28 protein-coding genes, 1 pseudogene and 1 other annotated feature are annotated in these 24,828 nt (G+C 50.9%); of the genes and pseudogenes, 28 read left to right on the top strand and 1 reads right to left on the bottom strand.

Going from position 1 to position 24,828, the window contains the following annotated elements; translation table 11 throughout:
• Window positions 1–185: 185 nt before the first annotated feature.
• From FD32_RS01085 to recN, 15 genes and pseudogenes are all read left to right on the top strand, one after another.
• Entirely contained in the window at window positions 186–830 is a 645-nt protein-coding gene (locus FD32_RS01085) for a TetR/AcrR family transcriptional regulator (protein WP_047768874.1), read from the top strand.
• Window positions 831–969: 139 nt separating this feature from the next.
• Window positions 970–1,038, top strand: a sequence feature (ribosomal protein L21 leader region).
• 13 nt (window positions 1,039–1,051) lie between these two features.
• Window positions 1,052–1,360, top strand: a complete 309-nt coding sequence (rplU, locus tag FD32_RS01080) for a 50S ribosomal protein L21 (RefSeq protein WP_047768875.1) — start codon at window positions 1,052–1,054, stop codon at window positions 1,358–1,360.
• Window positions 1,361–1,375: 15 nt separating this feature from the next.
• On the top strand, window positions 1,376–1,699 hold the full coding sequence (locus FD32_RS01075; protein ID WP_047768877.1) for a ribosomal-processing cysteine protease Prp: 324 nt from the start codon (window positions 1,376–1,378) through the stop codon (window positions 1,697–1,699).
• Window positions 1,700–1,724: 25 nt separating this feature from the next.
• Window positions 1,725–2,006, top strand: a complete 282-nt coding sequence (gene rpmA / locus FD32_RS01070) for a 50S ribosomal protein L27 (RefSeq protein WP_047768878.1) — start codon at window positions 1,725–1,727, stop codon at window positions 2,004–2,006.
• Between the two features lie 74 nt (window positions 2,007–2,080).
• Window positions 2,081–3,160 (top strand): M24 family metallopeptidase, encoded by a 1,080-nt coding sequence (locus FD32_RS01065; protein ID WP_047768880.1) that lies wholly within the window; start codon window positions 2,081–2,083, stop codon window positions 3,158–3,160.
• 2 nt (window positions 3,161–3,162) lie between these two features.
• Complete coding sequence (locus FD32_RS01060) at window positions 3,163–3,843, top strand: 2'-5' RNA ligase family protein (protein WP_047768883.1); 681 nt, start codon at window positions 3,163–3,165, stop codon at window positions 3,841–3,843.
• Window positions 3,844–4,002: 159 nt separating this feature from the next.
• On the top strand, window positions 4,003–4,446 hold the full coding sequence (locus FD32_RS01055; protein ID WP_047768885.1) for an Asp23/Gls24 family envelope stress response protein: 444 nt from the start codon (window positions 4,003–4,005) through the stop codon (window positions 4,444–4,446).
• Window positions 4,443–4,853, top strand: a pseudogene (gene nusB / locus FD32_RS01050) (transcription antitermination factor NusB). The gene FD32_RS01055 and the pseudogene nusB overlap by 4 nt, the downstream one beginning before the upstream one ends.
• Before the next feature lie 87 nt (window positions 4,854–4,940).
• Entirely contained in the window at window positions 4,941–5,798 is an 858-nt protein-coding gene (locus FD32_RS01045; RefSeq protein ID WP_047768887.1) for a bifunctional 5,10-methylenetetrahydrofolate dehydrogenase/5,10-methenyltetrahydrofolate cyclohydrolase, read from the top strand.
• Window positions 5,791–7,143: an exodeoxyribonuclease VII large subunit gene (gene xseA, locus FD32_RS01040; RefSeq protein WP_056962087.1), complete on the top strand. Its 1,353-nt coding sequence runs from the start codon at window positions 5,791–5,793 to the stop codon at window positions 7,141–7,143. The genes FD32_RS01045 and xseA overlap by 8 nt, the downstream gene beginning before the upstream one ends.
• Window positions 7,130–7,408, top strand: coding sequence for an exodeoxyribonuclease VII small subunit (locus tag FD32_RS01035; RefSeq protein ID WP_047768893.1), 279 nt, complete (start codon window positions 7,130–7,132; stop codon window positions 7,406–7,408). Before xseA ends, FD32_RS01035 begins: the two co-directional genes overlap by 14 nt.
• Window positions 7,409–7,425: 17 nt before the next feature.
• A complete protein-coding gene (locus FD32_RS01030; protein WP_047768895.1) occupies window positions 7,426–8,301 on the top strand; it encodes a polyprenyl synthetase family protein in 876 nt (291 codons plus the stop codon).
• Window positions 8,302–8,312: 11 nt separating this feature from the next.
• Window positions 8,313–9,137 (top strand): TlyA family RNA methyltransferase, encoded by an 825-nt coding sequence (locus FD32_RS01025; protein ID WP_047768897.1) that lies wholly within the window; start codon window positions 8,313–8,315, stop codon window positions 9,135–9,137.
• Between the two features lie 11 nt (window positions 9,138–9,148).
• Complete coding sequence (locus FD32_RS01020) at window positions 9,149–9,607, top strand: arginine repressor (RefSeq protein WP_047768899.1); 459 nt, start codon at window positions 9,149–9,151, stop codon at window positions 9,605–9,607.
• 3 nt (window positions 9,608–9,610) lie between these two features.
• Window positions 9,611–11,299, top strand: coding sequence for a DNA repair protein RecN (recN, locus tag FD32_RS01015; RefSeq protein ID WP_047768901.1), 1,689 nt, complete (start codon window positions 9,611–9,613; stop codon window positions 11,297–11,299).
• A gap of 94 nt (window positions 11,300–11,393) precedes the next feature.
• Here recN and FD32_RS01010 read toward each other — a convergent pair whose 3' ends face one another.
• Window positions 11,394–11,735, bottom strand: a complete 342-nt coding sequence (locus tag FD32_RS01010) for a hypothetical protein (protein WP_047768903.1) — start codon at window positions 11,733–11,735, stop codon at window positions 11,394–11,396.
• Between the two features lie 166 nt (window positions 11,736–11,901).
• On the opposite strand from FD32_RS01010, the gene gmk reads away from it, so the two are divergent.
• From gmk to FD32_RS00945, 13 genes are all read left to right on the top strand, one after another.
• On the top strand, window positions 11,902–12,522 hold the full coding sequence (gmk, locus tag FD32_RS01005; RefSeq protein WP_047768905.1) for a guanylate kinase: 621 nt from the start codon (window positions 11,902–11,904) through the stop codon (window positions 12,520–12,522).
• Window positions 12,519–12,737 (top strand): DNA-directed RNA polymerase subunit omega, encoded by a 219-nt coding sequence (gene rpoZ / locus FD32_RS01000; RefSeq protein WP_047768907.1) that lies wholly within the window; start codon window positions 12,519–12,521, stop codon window positions 12,735–12,737. Before gmk ends, rpoZ begins: the two co-directional genes overlap by 4 nt.
• A 123-nt stretch (window positions 12,738–12,860) precedes the next feature.
• A complete protein-coding gene (gene coaBC / locus FD32_RS00995) occupies window positions 12,861–14,069 on the top strand; it encodes a bifunctional phosphopantothenoylcysteine decarboxylase/phosphopantothenate--cysteine ligase CoaBC (RefSeq protein ID WP_047768909.1) in 1,209 nt (402 codons plus the stop codon).
• Window positions 14,070–16,499, top strand: coding sequence for a primosomal protein N' (gene priA, locus FD32_RS00990; protein ID WP_047768911.1), 2,430 nt, complete (start codon window positions 14,070–14,072; stop codon window positions 16,497–16,499).
• Between the two features lie 17 nt (window positions 16,500–16,516).
• Window positions 16,517–17,470, top strand: coding sequence for a methionyl-tRNA formyltransferase (gene fmt / locus FD32_RS00985; RefSeq protein ID WP_056962086.1), 954 nt, complete (start codon window positions 16,517–16,519; stop codon window positions 17,468–17,470).
• Window positions 17,463–18,809, top strand: a complete 1,347-nt coding sequence (gene rsmB, locus FD32_RS00980) for a 16S rRNA (cytosine(967)-C(5))-methyltransferase RsmB (RefSeq protein WP_047768922.1) — start codon at window positions 17,463–17,465, stop codon at window positions 18,807–18,809. The genes fmt and rsmB overlap by 8 nt, the downstream gene beginning before the upstream one ends.
• A gap of 18 nt (window positions 18,810–18,827) precedes the next feature.
• Window positions 18,828–19,574 carry a Stp1/IreP family PP2C-type Ser/Thr phosphatase gene (locus FD32_RS00975; protein WP_047768924.1) on the top strand — a complete coding sequence of 249 codons (747 nt, stop codon included), beginning with the start codon at window positions 18,828–18,830 and terminating at the stop codon, window positions 19,572–19,574.
• Between the two features lie 2 nt (window positions 19,575–19,576).
• Window positions 19,577–21,502, top strand: coding sequence for a Stk1 family PASTA domain-containing Ser/Thr kinase (gene pknB, locus FD32_RS00970; RefSeq protein ID WP_047768925.1), 1,926 nt, complete (start codon window positions 19,577–19,579; stop codon window positions 21,500–21,502).
• Between the two features lie 14 nt (window positions 21,503–21,516).
• Complete coding sequence (gene rsgA / locus FD32_RS00965) at window positions 21,517–22,389, top strand: ribosome small subunit-dependent GTPase A (RefSeq protein ID WP_047768926.1); 873 nt, start codon at window positions 21,517–21,519, stop codon at window positions 22,387–22,389.
• Between the two features lie 10 nt (window positions 22,390–22,399).
• A complete protein-coding gene (gene rpe / locus FD32_RS00960) occupies window positions 22,400–23,053 on the top strand; it encodes a ribulose-phosphate 3-epimerase (RefSeq protein WP_047768927.1) in 654 nt (217 codons plus the stop codon).
• Between the two features lie 255 nt (window positions 23,054–23,308).
• Window positions 23,309–23,965 carry a thiamine diphosphokinase gene (locus FD32_RS00955; protein WP_047768928.1) on the top strand — a complete coding sequence of 219 codons (657 nt, stop codon included), beginning with the start codon at window positions 23,309–23,311 and terminating at the stop codon, window positions 23,963–23,965.
• A gap of 129 nt (window positions 23,966–24,094) precedes the next feature.
• Complete coding sequence (gene rpmB / locus FD32_RS00950) at window positions 24,095–24,280, top strand: 50S ribosomal protein L28 (RefSeq protein WP_047768929.1); 186 nt, start codon at window positions 24,095–24,097, stop codon at window positions 24,278–24,280.
• Window positions 24,281–24,450: 170 nt separating this feature from the next.
• Entirely contained in the window at window positions 24,451–24,816 is a 366-nt protein-coding gene (locus tag FD32_RS00945) for an Asp23/Gls24 family envelope stress response protein (protein WP_047768931.1), read from the top strand.
• Window positions 24,817–24,828: the final 12 nt, after the last annotated feature.

Here is a 24,828-nt window from a genome sequence, read left to right as displayed (position 1 = left end):
AATGTTTTCATCAATATTTAGCTTCATAGCCATGTTGCACTTGAGTTGACAATTCGGGATAATTTTTTTATTATAATAAAACCTGTTAAATGTTTGACAAATCGCTTTCATACAAACTATACTTTAAATAAGTAGAAGTATATAAGGGAGAAGAACTTAAGCTGATGTTGAAAGGATGATGATTTATGGCCGTTAATAAGACGGATCCGCGCGTTATTAAGACTCGCAACAGTCTGCGCAAGGCTCTCGTCTATCTGATGCGACGTGAAAAGATTGAAGACATTAGCGTCCAAAAGATTACCGAAACTGCCAGCATCACCCGCGGAACTTTCTATCTCCACTACAAGGATAAGCATGACTTTATTCGGTCAGCAATCCGGAAAATTCTTGATGATTTCTTTGATGAGGTAATGGTAGATAGTGATGAATTTAGTTTGTCAACGAAGCGAACGGTGCAGGTATTTTCCGTAAGCAAGGCTTTTCACTACATCGAAAGCAACGCCGATGTTTTTGATGTTCTTTTAAATAATGAAAAGACAGATTTCTTTTACGAGCAAATGTATGATCGCTTGGCGAACTGTATGAAGAATTACTACAATAGTGTTAATGATGATCAAAAACAGCTGACGGTTCCTCTTGAATTGCAAATTTCCTTCATTAATTCAGCCCTTCTTGGACTAATCCGTCACTGGTTAAAAGACGGGATGATTTATACCGCTCGTTACATGACGAGCAGTGTGGAGAAGATGCTCAATCAATTTAGTGGGCAACATATGACCATTGCGGACTTCTTTATCGGCGAAAAGACTTCTGCTTTGGAAAATATTTAACCACTATATAGACGAATTACCGTTCGTCAACAGATCAACCCCGGTGTTCGATTTGAGTGAATGCCGGGGGTGATTTTTGGCCTTTTATATTGACGAACAAGGTTAAATTTGCTATGATACTTACGTTGTATTTGTGAACCAACAACTACAACCGCACGCTATCAAGTTCAAAGCACTGCTGCTTGATTCGGCGAGTCTTAGATATTAAGGAGGTGCACAAAATGTACGCAATTATCGTTACTGGCGGCAAGCAATACAAGGTTGAAGAAGGTAAGACCATCTTCGTTGAAAAGCTTGACGCAAAGCAAGGTGACAAGGTTACCTTTGATAAGGTAGTCTTAGTCGGCGGCGAAGATACCAAGATTGGGACACCATTTGTTGATGGTGCCGCTGTTAAAGGTACTGTTGAAAAGCAAGGCAAGGAGAAGAGGGTTGTTGCCTTCAAGTACAAGCCTAAGAAGCACACCCACACTAAGCAAGGTCACCGTCAACCATACACTAAGGTTACGATCGATAAGATCAACGCTTAATGCGGGGGTGAAGCAATGATTCGGGCGCACTTTACGTTAGATTCGAATCGGCGGATCACCACATTTCTGATTACCGGCCACGCTGATGCGGGACCGTACGGACAAGACATTGTCTGTGCGGCGGTTTCGGCACTGGCAATTTCAACTGTGAACGGCCTTGAAAAACTCGTGAAGGTTGCACCACAGGTTGAAAGTGATAATCAAAACGGGGGCCTCTTAAGAGTCTCACAATTGGGGGCTGACCACGATAGTCAGCTTCTCCTGAATACCCTTTTGAATGGCTTGTTAGACATCCAAGAGAGTTACCCAGATAACATTAAAGTTAAAATGTTAAATTAAAGTTCATTGCTGGAGGTGAACAACTATGATTATGAATTTGCAATTCTTCTCCCACCACAAAGGGGGCGGTTCCACTGCCAACGGTCGGAACTCAGCTGGTCGTCGTCTTGGTACCAAGGCTGCTGATGGTTCCATGGTAACTGCTGGTGCAATCATCTACCGTCAACGTGGTACCCACATCAACCCAGGTGAAAACGTATGCCGTGGTGGTGACGATACCCTATACGCAAAGGTAGCCGGTGTTGTTAAGTTTGAACGCATGGGCCGCAGCAAGCGAAAGGTATCTGTTTACCCGGTTGCTGAATAAATATATTACGAAAAGGACTACCACAGTGATGTGGATGGTCCTTTTTTCTATCTATTTTATAGGGGGAATACATAATGGGCAGTCGAATCAACCGTATTCAGCAACGCCTGGCGAAGCTGTATATCGATGCCTTCCTGGTAACTAACCAACAAAACATTTACTACTTAACCGGCTTCAACCTCCTTCAGGACGACGGCTTTTTGCTAATCACTCCCGACCGGGCAATCATTGTGTCGGATGAGCGTTACCACCTGGCCTTAGAGGAATTTGCCAGTGAAGAGGTTGTAGCGACCATTAGTCAGGACTACTATGCTGATCTTAACCGCATCTGTCAGGCCCTCCAGGTCGAAGTTCTGGGCTATGAAGACACGGTCTCCTACCAGCTTTATGACCTGCTGGACGATACGATGATTGCTGACCTGGTGCCGTTCTCTAACCTAGTCGAAAAGATGCGGCAGATAAAGGACAGTCAAGAGCTCGCCCTGTTGAAGAAGGCGGCGGACTTGCACGCTGCCGGTTACCGCTACCTCCTGTCCCAAGTTCATCCGGGCGTCAGCGAACGGAACCTTGCTAACTTGTTGGACTTCTGGATGAAGGAACACGGGGCTAGTGGTCCGTCTTTTTCCACCATTGTGGCCAGTGGTGCCAACGCTGCCCAACCGCATGCGACTGCAAGTGATAAATTGATTGAGGACGGCGATGCGGTAACCCTCGACTTCGGCTACTTTGTCGGGGGCTACACCGCTGACATGACACGAACCTTTGCGGTGGGTTCGATTGATCCGGAACTTAAAGACATCTACCAGATCGTTAATACGGCCCGCCGAAACGTCATTGACCACGTCAAAGTTGGCATGCGGGGGGACAAACTCGACCATTTTGGGCGTCAGCTGATTGCCGAAGCGGGCTACGATGATGAATTTAATCATGGAATGGGACACGGGATTGGCCTGAATGTCCACGAGTTACCGGTTAGTTACGGCCCGGGAACTCCCCACGTAAAATTTGCTAACAATGAGGTAATTACGGTCGAACCAGGAATCTATGTTCCGGAAATCGGTGGGGTTCGAATTGAAGACGATGTTATTGTTACCCATGGTGGGCCGGTCGTCCTAACCACGGCACCGACAGAACTAATCATTGTGGGGGACTAATGATGGATTCTAAACTTGCGGACCTGTATCAACAAATCAGTGCCCGTGGCCAAGCGGCAATTGAAAACAATGCCTTAGAATTTGACCAGTACCTGGGGACAAACCGTGCTGACGACCGGTGGGGACTGACCCTCTTAGGACACCTTCCGGCCCATATCAACCGCAACATTTCATTTGTCCTCCAGCAGGCCAAGACCCTTGAACCGGACCAGTACTACAACCCGGCGGTTGACCGTCACGTGACAATTATGGATATCGTGGGTGCACAGGCAGGACAGGTTTTTACCCGCAGTCAATTTAGTGACTACGAACATCTTTTGCAGTCGATACTCGTGGATTGTGCCCCGGTTCACTGGCACTTTAGTGGTCTGATGGTAAGTCCCGGAGCCTTAATGGTAAAGGGGGATTATTCGCCTGCGCTTACCCAGTTACGTCTTAAATTACGCCAAGCAATTCCAGCAGCAAACTTCCCCCTAGCAGAGCGGTATCCGACTATTTCCGGTCACGTGACGATTGCTCGTTTTACCCACCGGCTCAGTCATCCCCACGCGTTTTTGCGGTTGATCCAGGAGAACCAGACACTTGCTTTTGGCAGCTTCGCCATGTCCGCCATGGACCTTGTCGTTCACGACTGGTATAATTGCCGGATAAAAATGTCGCAGCAGATTTCGCTGATGGGGTGATGGACCGTTGATTTTTACCACTATTTAGTGCAAAATAGATAGAGTATATTATTGTGGCAAACTACCAGCAATGTCGAGTTATTAGATGTTGATTCACAACCTTGACATTCATATAGATGAAAGCGGGAAGCTTTTCCCAGCCTTAATGGAGGGTTAACAATGCCAGAAGATTCAAAAATTATTCTAAATAAGGATGACCAAAAGTTGGGAACAATCCAAATCGCTCCTCGGGTTTTGGAAATCATCGCCGGCTACGCAGCAAGTGAAGTTAAGGGTGTCTCTAAGATGTACGGTTCATTTGCTAACAGCGTTGGTGAACTGCTTGGACGCTCCGACCACCGGCGCGGTGTTAAGCTGGTCAATGATGCAGACGACTTGATCATCGATGTTGATGTTTACGTTGAGTACGGTATGTCTGTTCCCAAGGTTGCCGGTCAGATTCAGGAACGGATTAAGCAACAGATTACCCTGATGACTAACCTGGTCGTCACAGAAGTAAACGTTCACGTAAAGGGGATCATTGCCCCACAAGAAGACCAGCAGGTTGACCCAGATAACCTGTTTGGTGAAGATAAAGATGATGGGGGTAGTGAAGAAGAATGAGTTTAACGCGGCACGCAGTTCGTGAGGAAGCCTTTCAAGTTTTGTTTGCCTTACAGACTAATCCAGACGCGGAATTGGCAACTGTTTACCAGTAGATTCCCCACCACGACAAGCAGGAGATTCCGGCCTACCTAACAGCGTTGGTAAAGGGTGTTAGTGATCATCAGGATGAATTAGACCAGCAGATTAGCTCCTTATTGGCGCGTGACTGGACCATCGACCGGCTGGTCAAACCGGACCTGATTATTCTGCGCATCGCTCTGTACGAGATTCAGTACGTCGATGGGGTACCAACAGCGGTTGCTATTAACGAAGCGCTGGAACTTGCTAAGGCATTCAGTAATGATAAGTCACGCAAGTTTATTAACGGGGCCTTAGGTAAATTTGAACAAGAACACCGAAACTAGTGTGAGTGCGGGGTTGTGACAGAGGATGCTTTGCCACAGCCCTCTTTTTGAGAGTGGTTAATAAAGAGTAACAGGAGGAACTAGCTGATGGCAACGATTATTGATGGAAAGCAGTTGGCCAAAGAGCTTAACAAGCAGACCCAAAAGCGGGCCCAAGAGCTCATTGCAAAGGGGGTTAAACCGGGGATTGCGGTGGTCCTAGTTGGCGATGATCCAGCCAGTCAAATTTACACCCGGAACAAGCACCGCCTGGCCGAAAGGATGGGCCTGAAGTCGGACCTCTATCGTTTTCCAACCGACGTCAAGCAGGCAACGGTCCTAGCGGCAATTAAGAAACTCAATAACGACGACGATATCGACGCCATCATCGTCCAGGAGCCCCTACCGAATCATCTTGACGCAGTTGCCATCACTAATACTATCCGGCCCGATAAGGACGTTGATGGCCTCCATCCTCAAAACCTGGGGAAGCTCTTCGCTGACCAGCCGGGTAACTACCCAGTAGCCTGCACACCCCGGGGGATCATGACCGCCCTACGTCACTACAATGTTGACCTAACGGGAGCCAATGTTGTGATTGTCGGGCGCAGCATCCTGGTGGGGAAACCGCTGCTGGCCCTGTTGAATAATGCCAACGCCACGGTCACGATGGCGGGGCGCCATACTAAGGACCTCCACCGGCTAACACGCCAGGCTGACGTCTTGATTGTCGCCACTGGGATTGCTCACTTTATTGGCCAGGACGCCGTCAAGGATGGGGCCGTGGTCATTGATGTCGGGATGGACCGCCTTCCTTCCGGTAAACTCACCGGGGACGTTGATTTTGATGCGGTCGAACCGGTTGCTAGTAAGATTACCCCGGTTCCCGGCGGCGTCGGTCCGATGACGATTGCTAGCTTAATGGCCCAAACAGTTGATCTTGCGGAGTGGCGAAGAAATGGATAGAAGTAAATACCTCACGGTTAGCCAGTTAACCAAATACCTAAAACTTAAGTTTGACCGTGACCCGTACCTGCAAAAGGTTTACCTGACCGGTGAACTATCTAACTTTCGCTTGCGCAGTGGTCACCAGTACTTTAGTCTGAAGGACGACAATGCCGTGATTGACGCGGTAATGTTTCGTTCCCAGTTTGCTAAGGTGAAGTTTACCCCGGAAGAGGGGATGAAGCTCTGTGTGACCGGCCACGTTAGCCTCTACGAACGCAGCGGCCGCTACCAAATTTACATCGATACGATGGAGCCGGACGGGGTCGGTTCCCTTTACCTAGCCTTTGAACAATTAAAGAAGAAGCTGAATGCGGAGGGCCTCTTTTCTTTGCCGAAGAAGCCACTTCCCTTGTTCCCTAAACGGATTGCGGTGGTTACCAGCCTTAACGGAGCGGTTATCCGGGACATTAACACGACGGTTCGCCGCCGCTACCCGATTGCCCAGGTGGTCCTCTTTCCGACGGTTGTTCAGGGGGAAAAAGCGGCGGCCGATATTACCCGCCAGATTAACCGTGCCAACCAAATGGGCAATTTTGACACTCTGATTATCGGCCGGGGTGGGGGGTCAATCGAAGACCTCTGGCCTTTCAATGAGGAGAGTGTGGCCCGGGCAATTGCCGCCAGTAAGATTCCGGTAATTTCATCAGTGGGGCACGAAACAGACACTACAATTGCCGACCTGGTCGCTGACCGGCGGGCGGCAACGCCAACGGCAGCGGCCGAATTGGCCACTCCCCAACGGTTAGACGATACGTTGCTCCTCTTAAAGGACTTCCAACGCCGCCTCTTTAACACCATGCGGGCCCAGATTGACTTTGACAAGAAGCAGCTGGCCAAGGTTAATCAGAGTTACATCTTCCAGCAGCCAACCCGTCTGTACGAAAACTACGCTCAGAAGGTTGATCAACTGACCCAGGAACTCCAGCACCAGGAGGAGAGCCGCCTGCAAACGGCTCACAACGCGGTTGACCAGCTGAGCAACAAGCTCCTGGCCTATGCGCCAACCCGCCAGGTTAAGCAGGGCCAGGAAGTAGTGAAACAACTCCAAGCCCGCCTGCAAACCGCCGCCCAGAGCTATGACCAACGGGTTAATCAGCAGGTGACGGCCTTGACGAAGCAGTTGCATTCCCTTGACCCATTGAAGATTATGGAACGTGGCTACACTTACGTAACCAAGGAAGGGCGGGTCATTAACCAGGCCCGACAATTGGCAGCAGGCGATACAATGTTGCTGCACTTTGCAGATGGCAACGTCACCGTAACAGTCACAAATATTAAGGAGAAAAATAATGGCAACAAGTAAAGAACCAACTTTTGAAGAACAACTTACTAAGCTGCAAGGAATTGTTAACCAGTTAGAGCAGGGCAACGTCCCTCTTGAGAAAGCCATCCAGCAGTTTAAAGACGGTATTCAGCTCTCCAAGGAACTCCAAAAGAAGCTGACCAGTGCTGAGAAGACCCTGGGACACCTGATTGACGACAACGGGGAAGAAAAGGAATATGAAAAGGTCACGGATGACCCTAGCAATAATGGCGGGGGCAACCGGGGCTTCGGCAGTGAAGAATAGTTAGGGGGACCATTTAAATGGTAGATTCATTAACGAGTTTAAAAAAACAAGTTAACGACTATTTAGCTGCTAACCTTCCCAAGAATATTGACCAAAAAACGCTGAGTCAGTCGATGAACTATTCCGTCATGGCCGGCGGTAAGCGTCTGCGGCCGACTCTGACTTTGGCAACCGTTGAGATGCTTGGTGGCCAGGTTACCCCCGCAGTAATGCGGGCCGCCACTGCTCTTGAACTTCTGCACACCTACTCACTGATTCATGATGACTTACCGGCGATGGATAACGACAACCTCCGCCGGGGCAAGCCAACGAACCACTGCAAGTTTGGTGCCGGGATAGCTACCTTGGCAGGTGATGGCCTTTTAACCCTGGCCTTCCAGTGGATTACTGAAAACGACCTGCCAGCAAAAACGCGCGCTCACTTGGCCCTGACCTTGGCCAAAGCCGCGGGTCCAGCTGGAATGGTTGCTGGCCAGGCCCGGGATATTGAGGGCGAACATGAGCACCTTAACCTTGACCAGTTGCGTTATCTTCACCGGGAAAAGACGGGGGCCCTCCTCCATTACGCGGTAGTGGCCGGAGGAATCATTACCGACCAGGATGAGGAGATTCTTCGGGCACTAGCCGACTTCGGAAACCATTACGGCTTGGCCTTCCAAATTTATGATGATTTGATGGACGTTCTTGGGACCGTTGCCCAGATGGGGAAAGCGGTTGGCAAGGATGCTGGCGAGCATAAGAATACCTATCCGGGATTACTCGGCATTGATGGGGCCAAGGATCAACTCCACCTGGCGTTGGCCCACGCCCGTCAGGCCCAGAAGAACTTAGCCCAGCTAACGAGAAAATCGTTTGCGGGGTATGACCAATTTCTTGCGTATTTTAAATTATAAGGACTATGACTATGGAAAAAGAACGTGTTGATGTTTTACTAGTTAAACAGGGCCTGTTCGATTCGCGTGAACAGGCCAAGCGGTCAGTGATGGCTGGTGAGATCTTAGGAAAGAACAACGAACGCCTGGACAAACCCGGCCAGAAGATTCCCGTGACGACGACCTTCCACATGAAGGGGCACAAAATGCCGTACGTCAGCCGGGGTGGATTAAAGTTGGCCAAGGCCCTCAAGGCTTTTGACATCAGTGTCCAGGATAAGGTGGTCTTAGATATCGGTTCCTCGACCGGGGGCTTTACCGACGTGATGCTCCAGAACGGGGCTAAGCTGAGCTACGCCCTAGACGTGGGCACGAACCAGCTGGTTTGGCAGCTGCGGGAGGACCCACGGGTGGTGGTGATGGAACAGACCAACTTCCGCTACAGTAAGCTAGCTGACTTTACCCACGGGCAGCCGGCCTTTGCTTCCATTGACGTCTCCTTCATTTCCCTCCACTTGATCCTTCCACCATTAGCTGGAATCCTCCAGTCCGGTGGGGAAGTCGTTGCCTTGATCAAGCCCCAGTTTGAAGCGGGCAAAGAACACGTGGGCAAGCACGGAATCATTCGCGACCACAAGGTCCATAAGGCAGTTCTGGAAAAGGTGTTGAACTTTGCCTGTGCCGACCACTTTGATGTCCTGGGCCTGGATTTCTCACCAATCAAGGGTGGCCAGGGAAACATGGAGTTCTTGGCCCACCTGCGGCTGAGTGACCAGGAAGGTAAAATTGCATCCCAGGTTGACATTGATCAAGTAATTGCCAAAGCTGACCAGGAGTTGAACCAGAAGGAAAAGTAGGGGGGATTTCAATGAAGAAAGCAGATCGGCAGAAGAAAATTCGTGAGATCATCACGGACAACAGCATTGAACGCCAGGAAGACCTCGTTGAGAAACTCAACGACCTCGGCCTCCAGGTGACCCAGGCAACCATCTCCCGGGACATCAAGGAGATGCAGCTGGTGAAGATTCCCGCTGAGGGGGGCGGGTACCGTTATGGCCTGCCCGCCCGTCAGCATAATGATGATGCTGGCCAGTTGGGGGCAACCCTGCATGACAGTCTTTTGGAATTAAAGCAGGACGACCGCTTCCTTGCCCTGGCTGTGCGGCCGGGAAATGGGCCGGTGGTTGCCACCCTCATCCGGCGTCTGAAGGACGAAGCCGTCTTCACCACCATTGGAGACGACAGTAACGTTTTGGTTGTTTGTATGTCGGCGGGTGCCGCAAAGCACCTGGCGGACCGCTTTAATGAGTTGGCACAGAGGGAGTAGCGTATGCTGCAGGAATTAACGATTGATAATTTAGCAATTATTAAGCACCTGAGTCTTGAATTTGCTGACCAGATGACAGTCCTGACCGGGGAAACAGGTGCCGGAAAGTCAATCATCATCGACGCCGTTGGCCTGCTAGCGGGCGGCCGTGGTTCTCAGGAATTTATCCGTCGGGGTGAGGAAAAGCTCCGTCTCCAGGGGCAGTTTGCCCTGACTAAGGACCCTGAATTAACGGTCTTGCTTGACTCCATGGGAATTGACCACCAGGATGGTAGCCTGATCATCATGCGGGAAATCCACCGCAACGGGCGGAACACCATCCGGGTCAATGGTCAGCTGATCAACACGACGATGCTCCGGCAGATTGGGGCCTACCTAGTCGATATCCAGGGGCAAAACGAACACCAGCTCCTCTTGCAACCGGAAAAGCACCTGGGGATGTTGGACCAGTTCGCCTATAAAAAGGTCCACCCCCTCCTTCAAAAGTACCAGGAACTCTACCACCGTTACACTAAGCTCAAGGCGGCCGTGGACAAGAAACAGGCCAACGAGCAGCAGTGGGCGCAGCGCTTGGACATGCTTCGTTACCAGGTGAACGAGATTGAGGAGGCCCAGCTCAAGGAAAACGAGGAGGAAGAACTCACCAGTGAGCGGGACCGTCTGGAACACTTTCAACAGATTAATAATGCCCTCCAGCAGGTGGTAACCACCTTCAATGAGGGGGAAGCACCCGTCCTTGACCAAGTAGCGACCGTGATGGAGGCCGTTAACGGAATTGCAGAGTTTGATGACGACTACGATTCGCTAAGTAAAGCGCTGAATGATGCCTACTACGCCCTTCAAGATGTTGCCAATTCGGCTGGCCAACAGTTGGACATGCTCGAATTTGACGATGGCCGCCTGGCCCAGATTGACCAGCGGCTCACGGTTATCGGTGACCTGGAACACAAGTATGGTGACTCGGTTGCTAAGGTATTGGCCTACTACCAGAAAATCAAGAAGGAACTTGACACGATGGAGGAAGCGGCCGATTCTAATAGCGACCTTGAGGAACGTTTAAAGAAAGCGGCGGTGGGCCTTCAAGAAATTGGTAGCCGGCTCAGTCAGGTGCGTCAGCAGGCGGCTCATGCGCTCTCCAAACGGGTGCACCAGCAGCTGAAGGAGCTATACATGGCCAAGGCGGAGTTTATGGTCCACTTTACTAATCAGGCGGGAGCCACCTTTACGCCGACGGGGATTGATGATGTCGAATTTTACATCCGGACCAATCCTGGCGAGTCAATGGGACCATTGGCCAAGATTGCTTCTGGTGGGGAACTGTCCCGGGTCATGCTGGCCCTCAAGACTATCTTTGCTCAGAACGAGGGCGTGACCAGCATCATCTTTGACGAAGTCGACACCGGGGTCAGCGGTCGGGTTGCCCAAGCAATTGCCGATAAGATCCGCTTGATCGCGGCTAAATCCCAGGTTCTCTGCATTACCCACCTCCCGCAGGTGGCCGCCGTGGCCCAGCACCACTTTCTGATTAAAAAGTCTGTCCATAACGAACGGACAACTACGAAGGTGACGGCGCTAAATGCTGACCAGCGGGTCAACGAACTGGCTCGGATGCTGTCTGGTGAAAAGGTCACCAAGTTGACGAAGGAGCACGCATCTGAGCTCCTCCGCATGGCCCACGAGGACGAGAAATAGGTACATGTCGGTTTAACTTAGCACGATAATATTGCAAAAAAGGACTTCAGGCGTTCAAATGAATACCTGAAGTCCTTTTTATTCGGCTTTAACCTTATTCTGGCCGAGCAATGTAATTGATGTGGTTGAAGTCAACGATGTAGTTTACCCGGCTGGCAGAGATGAGGTACTTTTCCCTGTCCAAATGGCGAATTGTCCCGGTGACGTTGACGACGTGACCAGCCGCGTTGATTGGTGTCAACTGGAAGAAAGTAGTCAGTTTTTGGTTGATTACCCGCTTTAGGAACAACCGCCGCTGAAAGGCCGGCTGGCGGTTCAAGAGGGTAACATCATGGTGGTGGCTAATGAGTGGCTCGTCATCAAAGAGCTGGGCAACCACCTTGTTTACTAGCTGTGGTGTGCGTTTAAAAAATGAGTATGATTTTACTTGCTGCATGATATCCCCTCCGAACATTTGTTTGCAATAATAAGTATACGAACGTTTGTTCAAAAATGCAAGCCTAAATTTAAGTGATTTTCCTTCTCCTGGTCAGTGGTTGATTTTGGCAGTAATTTATTGCATTATAGTATTAATACGTTAAATTTCTGATAGGAGTAACAAAATGGCAAATCGAGGAATGTTGATTGTCCTTTCTGGTCCTTCCGGTGTTGGTAAGGGAACGGTGCGGAAAGCAATTTTTGATTCAAATGATAATGATTTTCAATACTCGGTCTCGATGACAACCCGGAAACCACGGCCCGGTGAAGTCAACGGGGTCGACTACTACTTTGTCTCCAAAGAGGAGTTTGAACACCACATTCAAACTGGTGGAATGCTTGAATACGCGAAGTATGTTGACAACTATTATGGTACCCCATTAAAATATGTTAATGAGACTTTGGATTCAGGGAAGGATGTCTTCCTAGAAATCGAAGTTAACGGTGCGATGCAAGTTCGTTCAAAGGTTCCTGACGGTGTTTTCATTTTCTTAACTCCCCCTGACCTGGACGAACTAAAGCACCGGTTGATTCACCGGGGAACCGACAGTATGGATGTTATTAATAAGCGGATTCATAAGGCCTTTGGTGAAATCCAAATGATGCAAAACTACGATTACGCCGTGGTTAACGATGAAGTACCGCGTGCCGTTGAAAAAATTAAGGATATCATCCGGACGGAACGTCTGCGGGTTCCCCGGGTAATGCCGCGTTATCTTGAAATGTTAGGAGATTCAGAAAAATGATTCTTTACCCATCTGTTGACGAACTGTTGAAGCGGATTGATTCCCGTTATTCCCTCGTGATGCTGGCTAGCAAGCGGGCCCACGAATTAGATAATGGGGCCGCACCGCTGCTGGAACACTACGAATCTAGCAAGTCAGTTGGTAAGGCCCTAGAGGAGATCTTAGCTGATAAGGTAACGATTGACCCTAACCATACCGAAGACTTACAAGACTAGGATAAGCAACGACCAGGGATGGCCGAAGCAGTAAAAGGAGCTGGAAGACCTGTTCTTCAGCCCCTTTTTTATTAGGGAAATGCTATAATCATAACGGATTATGACTTTTAATGAGGTGAAGAAATGGCAAGGATAACAGTGTATTTGACGGGAAGCGTGGCCGCCTATAAAGGAATTGAAGTTGTCCGGGGCTTGCAAAAAGCCGGGCACGAAATCAAAACGGTGATGACCCCGGCTGCCTGCCGGCTGGTTAACCCCACGACCTTGGCGGCACTAACCAAACAGCCGGTGCTCACCTCCCTGTGGGATAACGACAATACACCAATTCCCCACATTGAGATGGCGGACTGGACACAAATGGCGGTGGTTGTGCCGGCATCTGCGGACATCATTGCCAAAATGGCGATGGGAATTGCTGACGATGCTGCCTCGACGACCCTACTGGCCACCGCGGCGCCCAAGGTGGTGGTTCCGGCCATGAATTCCCATATGCTTACCGCCCCAGCAACCCAGCGGAACCTGAAACAATTGCGCCGTGACGGGGTTCACATCATCAGTCCGGTGGATGGGCTTTTGGCGGAGGGCTACTCTGGTAAGGGTCGCCTGCCAGAACCAGCCGCAATTGTGAAACAGGTTCAATCACTCTTGGCGCCGGCCCCGCAAGAACTTGCTGGTAAGCGAGTCCTAATTACCGCGGGGGGGACCCGGGAAAATATTGACCCGGTCCGCTTCATCGGTAACCGGTCATCCGGTAAGATGGGGGTGTCCTTGGCTACGGCAGCTGCTGCCATGGGTGCCCAGGTGACTCTGATTGTCGGCCAGGTCAGCGTTGGCCTACCTGATTCGCCACAGGTTGAAGTTGTCCACGTGGAAAGCACTGAGGAACTTCTGGCTGCTGTTCAAGACCACTTCACTAAAACGGATGCCCTGGTTATGGCAGCGGCCGTGGCGGACTACCGGCCGGTCAAGGCTGCCGCAGAAAAGGTTAAGAAGACATCGGAGCACGACGAATGGGCCATCAAACTGGTTGAGACCCCCGATATCTTGCAAACCGTTGCCAAGACCAAGCGGCCGGACCAGGTCGTGGTCGGCTTTGCGGCCGAGACCCAGCACCTCTTAGCCAATGCTCAACGGAAGTTAGCCAGCAAGGGGGCGGATATCATCGTGGCTAACCAGGTGGGGGGACCCAGCAGTGCCTTTGCCAGTGAGGACGACCAGGTGACGATTCTGACCCCGGATGCGACCCCGGATAGGTGGCCTAAGATGAGCAAGAATGCGGTTGCCCAAAGAATAATGAAACTTTTAGGACAAAAGTTGAAATTAGGTGATTAGATGGTTGAATTGGCACAGGTTGTGGTTGATGTTCCAACAATGCAGACCAACCAGCCATATACATATCAAGTGCCGGTTATTTTAGAGAAAAAACTTCAGGTTGGCATGCGGGTCGTTGTTCCCTTTGGCAATGGTCACCGCCAGGTCCAGGGCTTCGTGGTCGGCTTCACAGACTCGACCGATTATGCGGGCAAGCTCAAGCCCATCCAGGCCGTGATGGACCTCCAGCCGGTTGTCAATCAGGAACTATTAGCCCTTAGCAAGTGGCTGGCAGATACAACCTATTCCTTTTGGATTGCCTGCCTGTACACGATGCTTCCCAACCTCTTGAAGGGGAAGAGTAAGCGGATTGTTCGTGTCATTGACGACCTCGATGAGCAGACTTACTTTGATCTCTTTAATGGCAAGGATGAGCGCGACTACACTGATTTCGCCAATAATCCGGACGCCATCAACCAGCTCCTCAAGCTAAAGCGGGCAGGCAAGGTCCGGATTGACTACGAAGTTACTGACCGGGCCCGGGCAAAGACAGTGATGGGTCTGACCCCTTTACTCAGTTTTGAGGAATTAGAGGATGCGCGGACATCTCTTCATGCCAACGCCCATGCCCAAAACCGCCTCCTGTCCTACCTACAGAGCATCATTGGCAAGACAGTTGTTCAAAAGGAGGCCGAACGGCGGGCCCAGCTGTCTTCTTCGACCTTCAACCAGGGGGCAAAGAAGGGCTGGCTCAAAAAGGTTCCAGTTGAAGTGTACCGGCGCCCAGAATCCCAGGTGGCCCTTCCTGATGACCACCAACTTGAAAAACCGTTAAAACTAAATCCTGACCAGCAGGAAGCCGTTGACCAGATCGGCGCCGCCGTTAAGGACCAAACGGCCACCACCTTTCTTTTACAGGGGGTAACCGGAAGCGGCAAGACTGAGGTCTATTTACAGAGCATTTCTCAGGCCCTGGCCCGGGGACGGACAGCCCTAATGCTCGTGCCCGAGATTTCTTTGACTCCCCAGATTGTCAACCGGGTTCGCCGGCGGTTTGGTAGCCAGGTGGCGGTTCTTCATAGTAGTCTCTCCAGTGGTGAACGCTATGATGAGTGGCGGCGGATCGAACGGGGGGAAGCCAAGGTGGTCGTGGGTGCCCGTTCCGCCATCTTTGCCCCCCTGACTAACCTCGGCTTGATCATCCTGGATGAGGAGCACGAATCCAGCTACAAGCAGGATGAGTCCCCGCGTTACCATGCCCGGGAAGTGGCCAAGTGGCGTGGTAAGTATAATAACGCGCCGGTAGTCCTTGGTTCGGCAACCCCTAGCCTAGAGAGCCGGGCGCGGGCACTGAAGGGGGTCTACCGCTTCCTCAGGTTACCGCACCGGGTCAACAAGCAGCCCCTCCCACCGATCCAGATCGTTGACATGCGGCCCGAGATCAAGAAGCGCGGGGAGAGCAACTTTTCGGCCCCCCTCCTGTACGAATTGAACCAACGCTTGGCCCGGGGGGAGCAGAGTATCTTGATGCTCAACCGGCGGGGCTTTTCCTCGTTTATGATGTGCCGGGACTGTGGGGAGGTTCTGAAGTGCCCAAACTGTGATATCTCGTTGACCCTCCACATGGATACCCGGACGATGAAATGCCATTATTGCGGCCATGAGGAGCCGATTCCCCAGATCTGTCCCCACTGTCATAGTCGCCATATTCGTTACTACGGCACCGGGACGGAGAAGGTCGAGACCGAGCTACGCCAGCTGATTCCGACTGCCCGGATCATCCGGATGGATGTCGATACAACCCGGCGGAAGGGGATGCACGAGAAGCTCCTCCGCAAATTTGGTAACCACGAAGCGGATATCCTTTTAGGGACCCAGATGATTGCCAAGGGACTCGACTTTCCTAACGTTACCCTGGTGGGGGTCTTAAATGCCGATACCGGTCTTGGCCTTCCTGATTTTCGGGCCAGTGAACGGACCTTTGACCTCCTCAGCCAGGTGAGTGGTCGTGCTGGCCGGGCCAACAAGCAGGGGCAAGTAATCATTCAGACTTTTAACCCTGGTCACTACGCAATTAAAGACGCCCAGGCTCACGACTACGAACGCTTCTTCTACCAGGAGATGAGCCTGCGTCACCAGGCCAGTTACCCGCCTTACTACTACACGGTGCGGCTGATGGCCAGCCATCCCGAGGAACGGACCGCGGCCCAAGCGATGGCTAAAATCCATGATCAACTACAAAAAGCGCTGGCCCCATCGACGATTATCCTGGGGCCAACCCCACGAGCAATTGCCCGGATGAAGCGGCGTTACTACTACCAGATTGTAATTAAATATAAGAGAGACCCGGCTTTACACCGGGTACTATTTGAAATTCTGCAAAACACTCAGAGTAAGAGCTTTAAGGATGTTCAGGTCAGCATTGACCCGGACCCACAGTACTTTATGTGATGAAAGGAAGATAAATAATGGCAACTTCAATCGTGTTTATGGGGACACCCGAATTTGCAGTCCCAATTCTTCAAAGCTTAATTGACGCGCCGGAATACGACGTTCAGGCTGTTCTAACGCAGCCGGACCACCGGGTGGGACGTAAACACGTTCTGACCCCATCTCCCGTCAAGAAGCTGGCTCAAGAAAATAATATCAAAGTTCTCCAACCCGCCAAGCTTAACAAGAGTCCTGAGATGGACGAGATCATCGCCATGCAACCTGACCTCATGATCACGGCTGCCTATGGTCAGTTCCTACCGACCAAGATGCTGGACGCGGCCAAGATTGCGGCTATCAACGTCCACGGTTCTCTCCTGCCGAAGTACCGTGGTGGGGCCCCCGTTCAGTACTCAATCATTAACGGGGATGCCGAGACCGGAATATCAATCATGTACATGGTCAAGAAGATGGATGCGGGGGACGTCATTGCCCAACGTGCCATCCCGATTGAAAAGGACGACGATAACGGGACGATGTTTAAAAAACTCAGTCTCCTCGGTCGGGACCTCCTACTAGAAACCCTGCCTAAGTTGGTCCAGGGCGACGTAGAAGCGACCCCGCAGGACGAATCCAAAGTTGTCTTTTCGCCAAACATCACGACGGCCCAGGAACGGATTGACTACCGGATGACTGCCCAGCAGATTGACGATAAGGTCCGCGGACTGCGGCCGGCCCCCCTGGGGAACATGATCATTGACGGCCTGCGGACCAAGATCTATGACGTGACCCCCCTGGATAAAAAGACGACGCTGGCTCCCGGTAAGGTCGTTCACCTGACCAAGCACCAGCTAGTTTTGGCAGCCGGTCAGGGGACAACTTACCAAATTAACCGCCTGAAGCCGGCTGGTAAGCAGGCGATGGACATCACCGCCTACCTGAACGGCCACCAGGACCTGCACGAAGGAGGGCAAGCAGTCACCGATGACTAAGGAAAAAGCAACGGCCCGGACGGTTGCCCTAACCGCTATTGACCGGGTCCGGCAAAACGGCGCCTACTCAAATCTTCAGCTGAACCAGCTCCTTAATCGGGCCCAGCTGAATGACCAGGACCGGCGGCTGGCTACCAACATCGTCTACGGGGTCTTGCAGCACCAATTAACACTGGAATACTGGTTAACTCCCTTCATCAAGGACAAGAAGGTCGATTCCTGGGTAGAAAGCCTCCTGTTGACGGCCCTCTACCAGTACCATTACCTGGAACGGGTCCCCAACTGGGCGGTGACCGATGAGACGATTGAAATTGCCAAGCACCGGGGGAACCCAGGCATCCGTCGCTTCACCACCGGGGTCTTGCACGCCATCCTCAAAAAGGGAGTTACCGACCTCAACCAGATTAAGGACCCCATCAAGCGCCTAGCCATCTCCGCCAGCGTGCCCGAATGGATCGTCAAGGAGCTGGTTAACCAATATGGCCAAGCAACGGCAGCAAAGGTCCTATCGGCCATTAATGAACCGGCACGCCTGGTCATCCGTGTCAACACGGCAAAGACTAACCTGGCTACGGTAAAAGCGCAGTTGACCAAGGAAGGGGTAACCTACCAGGGAAGTCAAGTTGCCCCCAATGCCCTGGTAATTAGCGGTGGGGATGTCCTTAATTCCACCCTCTTTAGTGACGGGTCGGTGACCATCCAGGATGAAAGTGCCATGTTGCCGGTCGATAGTATGAATGTTCAGCCCGGCGACCGGGTCCTGGATGCCTGTGCCGCACCCGGTGGTAAGACGGTCCAGATTGCCGAATACCTGGATCCTACGGTGGGCGGTCAAGTCGATGCCCTGGATATCCACCAGCATAAGACCCGGCTGATTGAGAAAAACGCCCGGCGCCTTCATGTCGCTGACCGGGTCCGGACCCATACATTGGACGCCCGGAAGGTTGACGATGTGTTTGCTGATGGGACCTTTGATAAAATCCTGGTGGACGCACCCTGCAGCGGGATGGGCTTACTACGCCGCAAACCGGAGATCCGCTATACTAAGAAATTGACAGATAGTCAGAATTTGCACAAAATTCAGTTGAGTATTTTAAATGCGGTTACCCCAAAACTGAAAAAAGGCGGTATAATCACATATAGTACGTGCACAATCATGAAACAAGAAAATGATCAGACAGTTAAGGACTTCTTAGCTGCCCACCCAGACTTTACTCTGGTTAAAACACAGACTGCACGGAAGTTGAAGGATGATCGCTTCACGGCAACGTTAACAATTTTGCCATCCGACTACGGGTCTGACGGCTTTTTTATCAGTAGTCTCCAGCGAAATCTGTAGAAGGGAATTAGCACCAAGATGAAGGTTGCTTATCAAACCGATGTGGGGCACCGCCGGTCACAAAACCAGGACCGAGTGGCCCAATTTACCGATAAACGCGGGAATCAACTAGTGGTGATTGCCGATGGTATAGGTGGAAATCGCAGTGGGGATATTGCCGCTGAAATGACGGTTAAACGTCTCGGTCACCGCTTCATTGAGAACGGACCGGAGAAACCAATCGAAGCAATTCGGTGGTTTGCCCGGGAAGTCCAGCTTATTAATGATGAATTATTAAAGAAATCAAAACAACAAACAATCTACCGAGGGATGGGCACGACCATGGTCGCCGCCGTGGCGTTTAAAAAGAGCCTCGTCGTGGCCAACATTGGGGATAGTCGTGGCTACCTTTTGCATAATGACATGATGACCCAGGTCACAATTGACCATTCCTTGGTAAACGAACTCGTCAAGAGTGGCGATATCACAGAAGAAGAGGCCTTAAAACTTCCCCAAAGCAACATTATTACCCGGGCAATTGGAATTTCACCTGATGCACAAATTGAAGTAAACCGTTTTAAATTTACTCACGGCGATAAACTTCTGATGTGCTCCGATGGGCTTTTTAAGACTGTCGAAAAGGATGAATTAAAGGCAATCTTAAGTGACGACCAGGTTCCAATTGACCAGAAGTGTGCACGCCTTGTTAAGAAGGCCAACGAAGCGGGGGGCCCCGATAATATCACCGTCTTAATTGGAATTAATGATTATAGCCAGGAGGGTTGAGTATGAATCCTGGAGAAACGATCGGTCACCGATACAGGATTATCCGCTCTTTAGGTGAGGGCGGAATGGCAACCGTTTACTTAGCTCATGACATGGTTTTAGATCGCGACGTTTCAATCAAACTGCTCCGTTTGGACTTGCGGGACGACCCCAAGACCAAGCGTCGCTTCCACCGAGAAGCCCTGGCGGCAACCCAACTAAACGACCCCCACATTGTCGGTGTTTACGACGTCGGTGAGGATAACGGGTTGCAGTACATGGTGATGCAGTACGTCCAGGGAACGGATTTAAAAGCTTTTATCAAGGAACACTACCCAATTCCGCTCCCCCAAGTAGTCGACATTATGAAACAGATCCTGTTGGCTGTGGAGACCGCGCACGCGCACGGTATTATTCACCGTGACCTAAAACCGCAGAATATTTTAATTGATGCTAACAAGAACATAAAAATTACTGATTTTGGGATTGCGGTTGCGACCTCCCAAAATTCACTGACCCAAACCAACACCTTAATGGGGTCGGTACACTACCTTTCCCCCGAACAAGCGCGGGGAAGCATTGCAACCAAACAATCAGATATCTATTCCTTAGGGATCATCCTTTATGAAATGCTGGTGGGTTCCGTGCCCTTCGAAGGGGAGACGGCCGTATCAATTGCCTTAAAGCACTTCCGGGAGGATATCCCGTCCGTACGGTCGACTAACCCTAAGATCCCGCAACCGTTGGAAAACGTCGTCTTAAAGGCCACGGCCAAGGATCCCCATGAGCGTTACGCAAATGTCAAGGAGATGGAAAAAGATCTTGCCACCAGCCTTGATCCCAAGCGGGCCAACGAAGCCCGTTGGGAGGTCAAGTGCGACGATGGAAAGACCAAGGTTCTTTCTGCCGCCGAGATCTCCAAGCAGATCAGGCAGGCCGACGCGGAACACGCGGCCAAGCAGGACGAAAAAGACGACCAGGAAACTGATCAGCAACCCAAGAAGGGGCACCGTCACCTCTGGTACTGGCTTAGCGGCCTTGCCGCAATCCTGGCAATTGGCGCCGGTATTTGCACCTGGTGGTTTATGTTCCGCCAGGTCATTGTGCCTGACGTTGAAGGGAAGACTCCGATTCAGGCCGAGCGTCTTTTGAATGCCCAGGGACTGCGGGTCGGTAATATTACCCGGGTTAACAGTGAACAGGTAGCCAAGAACCATGTCATCGATAGCACTCCCGGCGTCAGCGCGAAGAAGCGGGTCAACGGCAGTGTTGACCTCGAAGTCAGCACCGGGGTAAAGAACATGAAGATGGCGGACTACGTGGGTGACGACTACTCGTCCGTTGCCAACTCCTTGCGCAACAAGGGCTTTTTGGTTCGCCAGCAGAAGGTCTATTCAGACACCGCTGACCCGGGGACCATCATGAAGCAGAACTTCTCCAAGGGGAAGACGGTCAACACGAATGGTGACACGATTACCTTCCGGGTTAGTGCCGGCAAGCAGAATATCAAGATTCCGGACTTCCGTAACCAGGACGTCAGTGTCGTCCAGAAGTTTGCCAACGAGCACAAGCTGCAGTTGACCACCCAGGAGAAGAAGTCCAAGACGGTCGCTACTAACCACGTCATCAGTCAGACGCCGAAAACGGGGGGCACCCTCAACCACGGTGATACCCTGACGGTGACTTTGGCCAACTCCGGCAACCAGACGAAGACCACTAATATCCAGATCAATATCCCGTTTGACGGGAATGGTGGCCAGCGGGAGAACCGGGTCCAGATTTACATCCGTGATGCCAACCATAACCTGACGATGGAGTACCAGGATATTACGATCAACCAGGAGACCACCATCAACGTGCCGTTTACCCTTAAGCACGGTCAGATGGGGGCCTACCGGGTTGTCAGAAACGGCCGGACAATTATGAGCGCAACGAATATCACAGGATAAAGTAGAGGTGTAAAGTGAAAGGAATTATTCAACAGTCTTTAAGTGGCTTTTACGACGTCATTGCCGACGGAAAAATTTACCGGACAAGGGGCCGGGGTAATTTCCGCAAGAAGAAGATCAAGCCGGTCGTTGGTGACCAGGTTGAATTCAGTGATGGTTACCTCCTGAAGGTCCTTCCCCGAAAAAATCAGATGGTCCGGCCACCAGTCGCCAACATCACAATGGCAGTGGTGGTAACGGCCGCCATTCAACCGACCTTCTCGCCCAACCTATTGGACCGCCAGTTGGTTGGCTTGGAGGAGCAGGGGATCACGCCACTGATCTTCTTCTCAAAGACCGACCTCTTAAATGATGACCAGTACGACCACATCCAAAAAGTGGCGGCGGGTTATTCCCAGATTGGCTACCAGGTCTTTGCTGACCGCCAACCATTTGCTAATGACCAGTTAAGCCGCCTGCAAAAACCCTTGGTTGGTCAGGTTGTGACGATGATGGGCCAGACGGGGGCGGGGAAGTCAACCCTCCTCAACCACCTGGCCCCGGAGCTTGACCTGGCAACTGGGGAGATTTCCCAGGCCTTAAAGCGGGGCCGGCACACGACCCGGAAGGTTAGCCTCCTGAATGTCAATGGGGCCCTGATTGCCGATACGCCAGGCTTTTCTTCTTATGAAGCCTTTGATATGACTGCTGAAGAGCTGCCGAACCTCTTTCCAGAGATGCGGCGGCTGGCGCCGGAATGTAAATTCCGTGGCTGCCTACACTTGAAAGAACCCCGTTGCGCTGTGAAGAATGCTCTAGACCATGGTATAATCATGAAGAGTCGGTATGACGACTATGTCCAGTTCCACGACATCATCGTCAACCAGAAGCCAAATTATAAGAAATGAGGGAATTAGAATGATTAAAGTTGCACCATCAATTTTGAGTGCTGATTACGTAAATTTACAAAAGGATATTGAAAAGGTCGACAAGGCGGGCGCTGAATACCTCCACATCGACGTGATGGATGGGACTTTTGTGCCAAGCATCTCTTACGGTCCTGGCTTTGTTAAGGCTATTCGTCCAATTACCAAGATGACCCTGGATGTTCACTTAATGGTCGAACATCCAGAACATATCCTGCCAATGTTTATTGACGCCGGCGCCGACATCATTGGTGTGCAAGTAGAAGCCACCCAGCATATTCACCGGGCCCTGCAAATTATCAAGAAAGGCGGCGTTAAGGCTGAAGTTGTTATCAACCCTGGTACGCCAGTAGCCATGATTGAACCCGTCCTGCACATGGTTGACCAAGTCCTGGTCATGACTGTTAACCCTGGCTTCGGTGGTCAAAAGTTCCTGCCAGAAACGGTGGAAAAGATTGCCCAATTGAACGAAATTAAGAAGCAAAAGGGCTACGACTTTGACATCGAAGTTGATGGTGGGGTTAACGATAAGACCGTTACCGACTGCTACAAGGCTGGTGCCACCGTTGCGGTTGCTGGTTCCTTTGTCTTCAATGCTGATGACCCAGCAAAGCAGGTTGAAGCACTGCGGAACGCTACTAAGTAATTAATGGAAGCTGGGAAAAAAGCATCAGAGTGCGCCTTTGGCTAGTATAGAACAGTCGTTGGCACGAAACGGTCCAATGATTGTTCGTAATCAATTGATTGCTTTGCTTCACTAGACACAAGGAGCACGCTTCGATGTGAAGTTCGCCTATAGTTTTCCGCGATTATTGTGTAATATTCGGAGTACTAAAAGAGGCTGGTGAGAAAACTTTGTTTTCTCACCAGCCTCACTCATTATTTATTTTGGGGGATATTTATGCGCGTAAACTTACTTGTTGGGGGCCCGTTAACCCTGGTTCCTAAAGAAACTATCTTGGAACGACAAGCAGAGGCCTGGATTGCCGTCGACCACGGGGCGACCGTTCTCTTAAAATGGGGGATTACTCCCGCGGTGGCAATTGGTGATTTTGACTCAACTAACCAGGCTGAATTTGCCCGCCTCAAGGACCACCTAACCGACATCGAGACCTTTCCACCAGCTAAGAACTTCACTGATACCCAGTTGGGCGTCAAGCTAGCGATTGATAATTATCAGCCAGATTGCATTGATATTTTTGGAGGCACGGGTGGCCGGCTTGACCACCTGTTAGCTAACCTTTTTCTGCCTTTGCAGGCAGCCTACCACGACTATGTGGAGAAGATTCACTTTATTGATCGGGGCAATTTGGTCGACTACTACCTGCCCGGCCAGCACGCTGTCCACCAGGCGCCGGGGATGGATTATCTAGCCTTTGTCACCCTAACCCCCGTTAAGGGTTTAACCCTTCTGGACGAGAAGTACCCGTTGAAGAACTGGTCGAGTTCTATCCCCTTCTCCTGGTCGAGTAACCGCTTCACGGCCCCAATTAACCACTTTTCCTTTGAAGAAGGGGTCGTAGCGGTCATTCGCTGCCGGGATATTCCGGCCCAGTAGGACTGTCAAGGAAAAATACTTGAAAGAAAACTATTGCATTGTCGGAATCGCTATGGTAAATTAATTAGGTGAGTTACATCGCAGTTATGCGTAATATCAATACTTGTAATAAAGAGGAGGGTATCACCAATGGCTAAAGATTTTATCAACGGTAAACGGACACGCTTTGGTAACAAGCGTTCTCACGCCCTTAACTCAAGTCGTCGTAGCTGGAAGCCTAACTTGCAAAAGGCAACCATCTTGGTTAACGGTAAGCCAAAGAAGGTTTACGTTTCAGCACGTACTTTGAAGTCCGGTAAAGTGACTCGGGTTTAATTAAAAATGATGCCGTCCAGTAGGGCGGCTTATTTTTTATCTTAAAAAGATCAACCCCGTTAACTATAGTACGAAGGGGTCACTTTTTATTAACACTGTGCTATGCTATGATGGTGTTAGCTAAATTTAGATAGAAAAAAGAACATTAAACGAGCAGGGAGGCCATGAAGATGGCAGTAAAAATTAAGACGAAGGCAGGAACAATCGACATCGACAACGATGTGATTTCTACGGTTGTCGGTGGTGCTGCTACTGATAATTACGGTGTTGTTGGAATGGCAAGCCGTAACCCGGTCCGTGATGGGGTTAACCAGATCCTGCGGCGGGAAAACTTCAATAAGGGGGTCGTAGTTCGGCAACAAGACAATGGGATTACAGTTGAAGTTAACATCATTGTTAGCTACGGGACGAAGATCTCCGAAGTATCAAAGAGCGTTCAGTCCAAGGTTAAGTACAACCTAGAATCAATGCTCGGCATTACAGCGGACGCGGTTAATGTTTGCGTTCAGGGCGTCCGCTCAATTGAAGAAGACTAATTAGACCACGGG

This window comes from Limosilactobacillus panis DSM 6035 (assembly GCF_001435935.1).
Lineage (GTDB): Bacteria > Bacillota > Bacilli > Lactobacillales > Lactobacillaceae > Limosilactobacillus > Limosilactobacillus panis.
The sequence above is the reverse complement of the archived record's forward strand: the minus strand, read 5'-3'. Positions and strand labels throughout refer to the sequence as shown.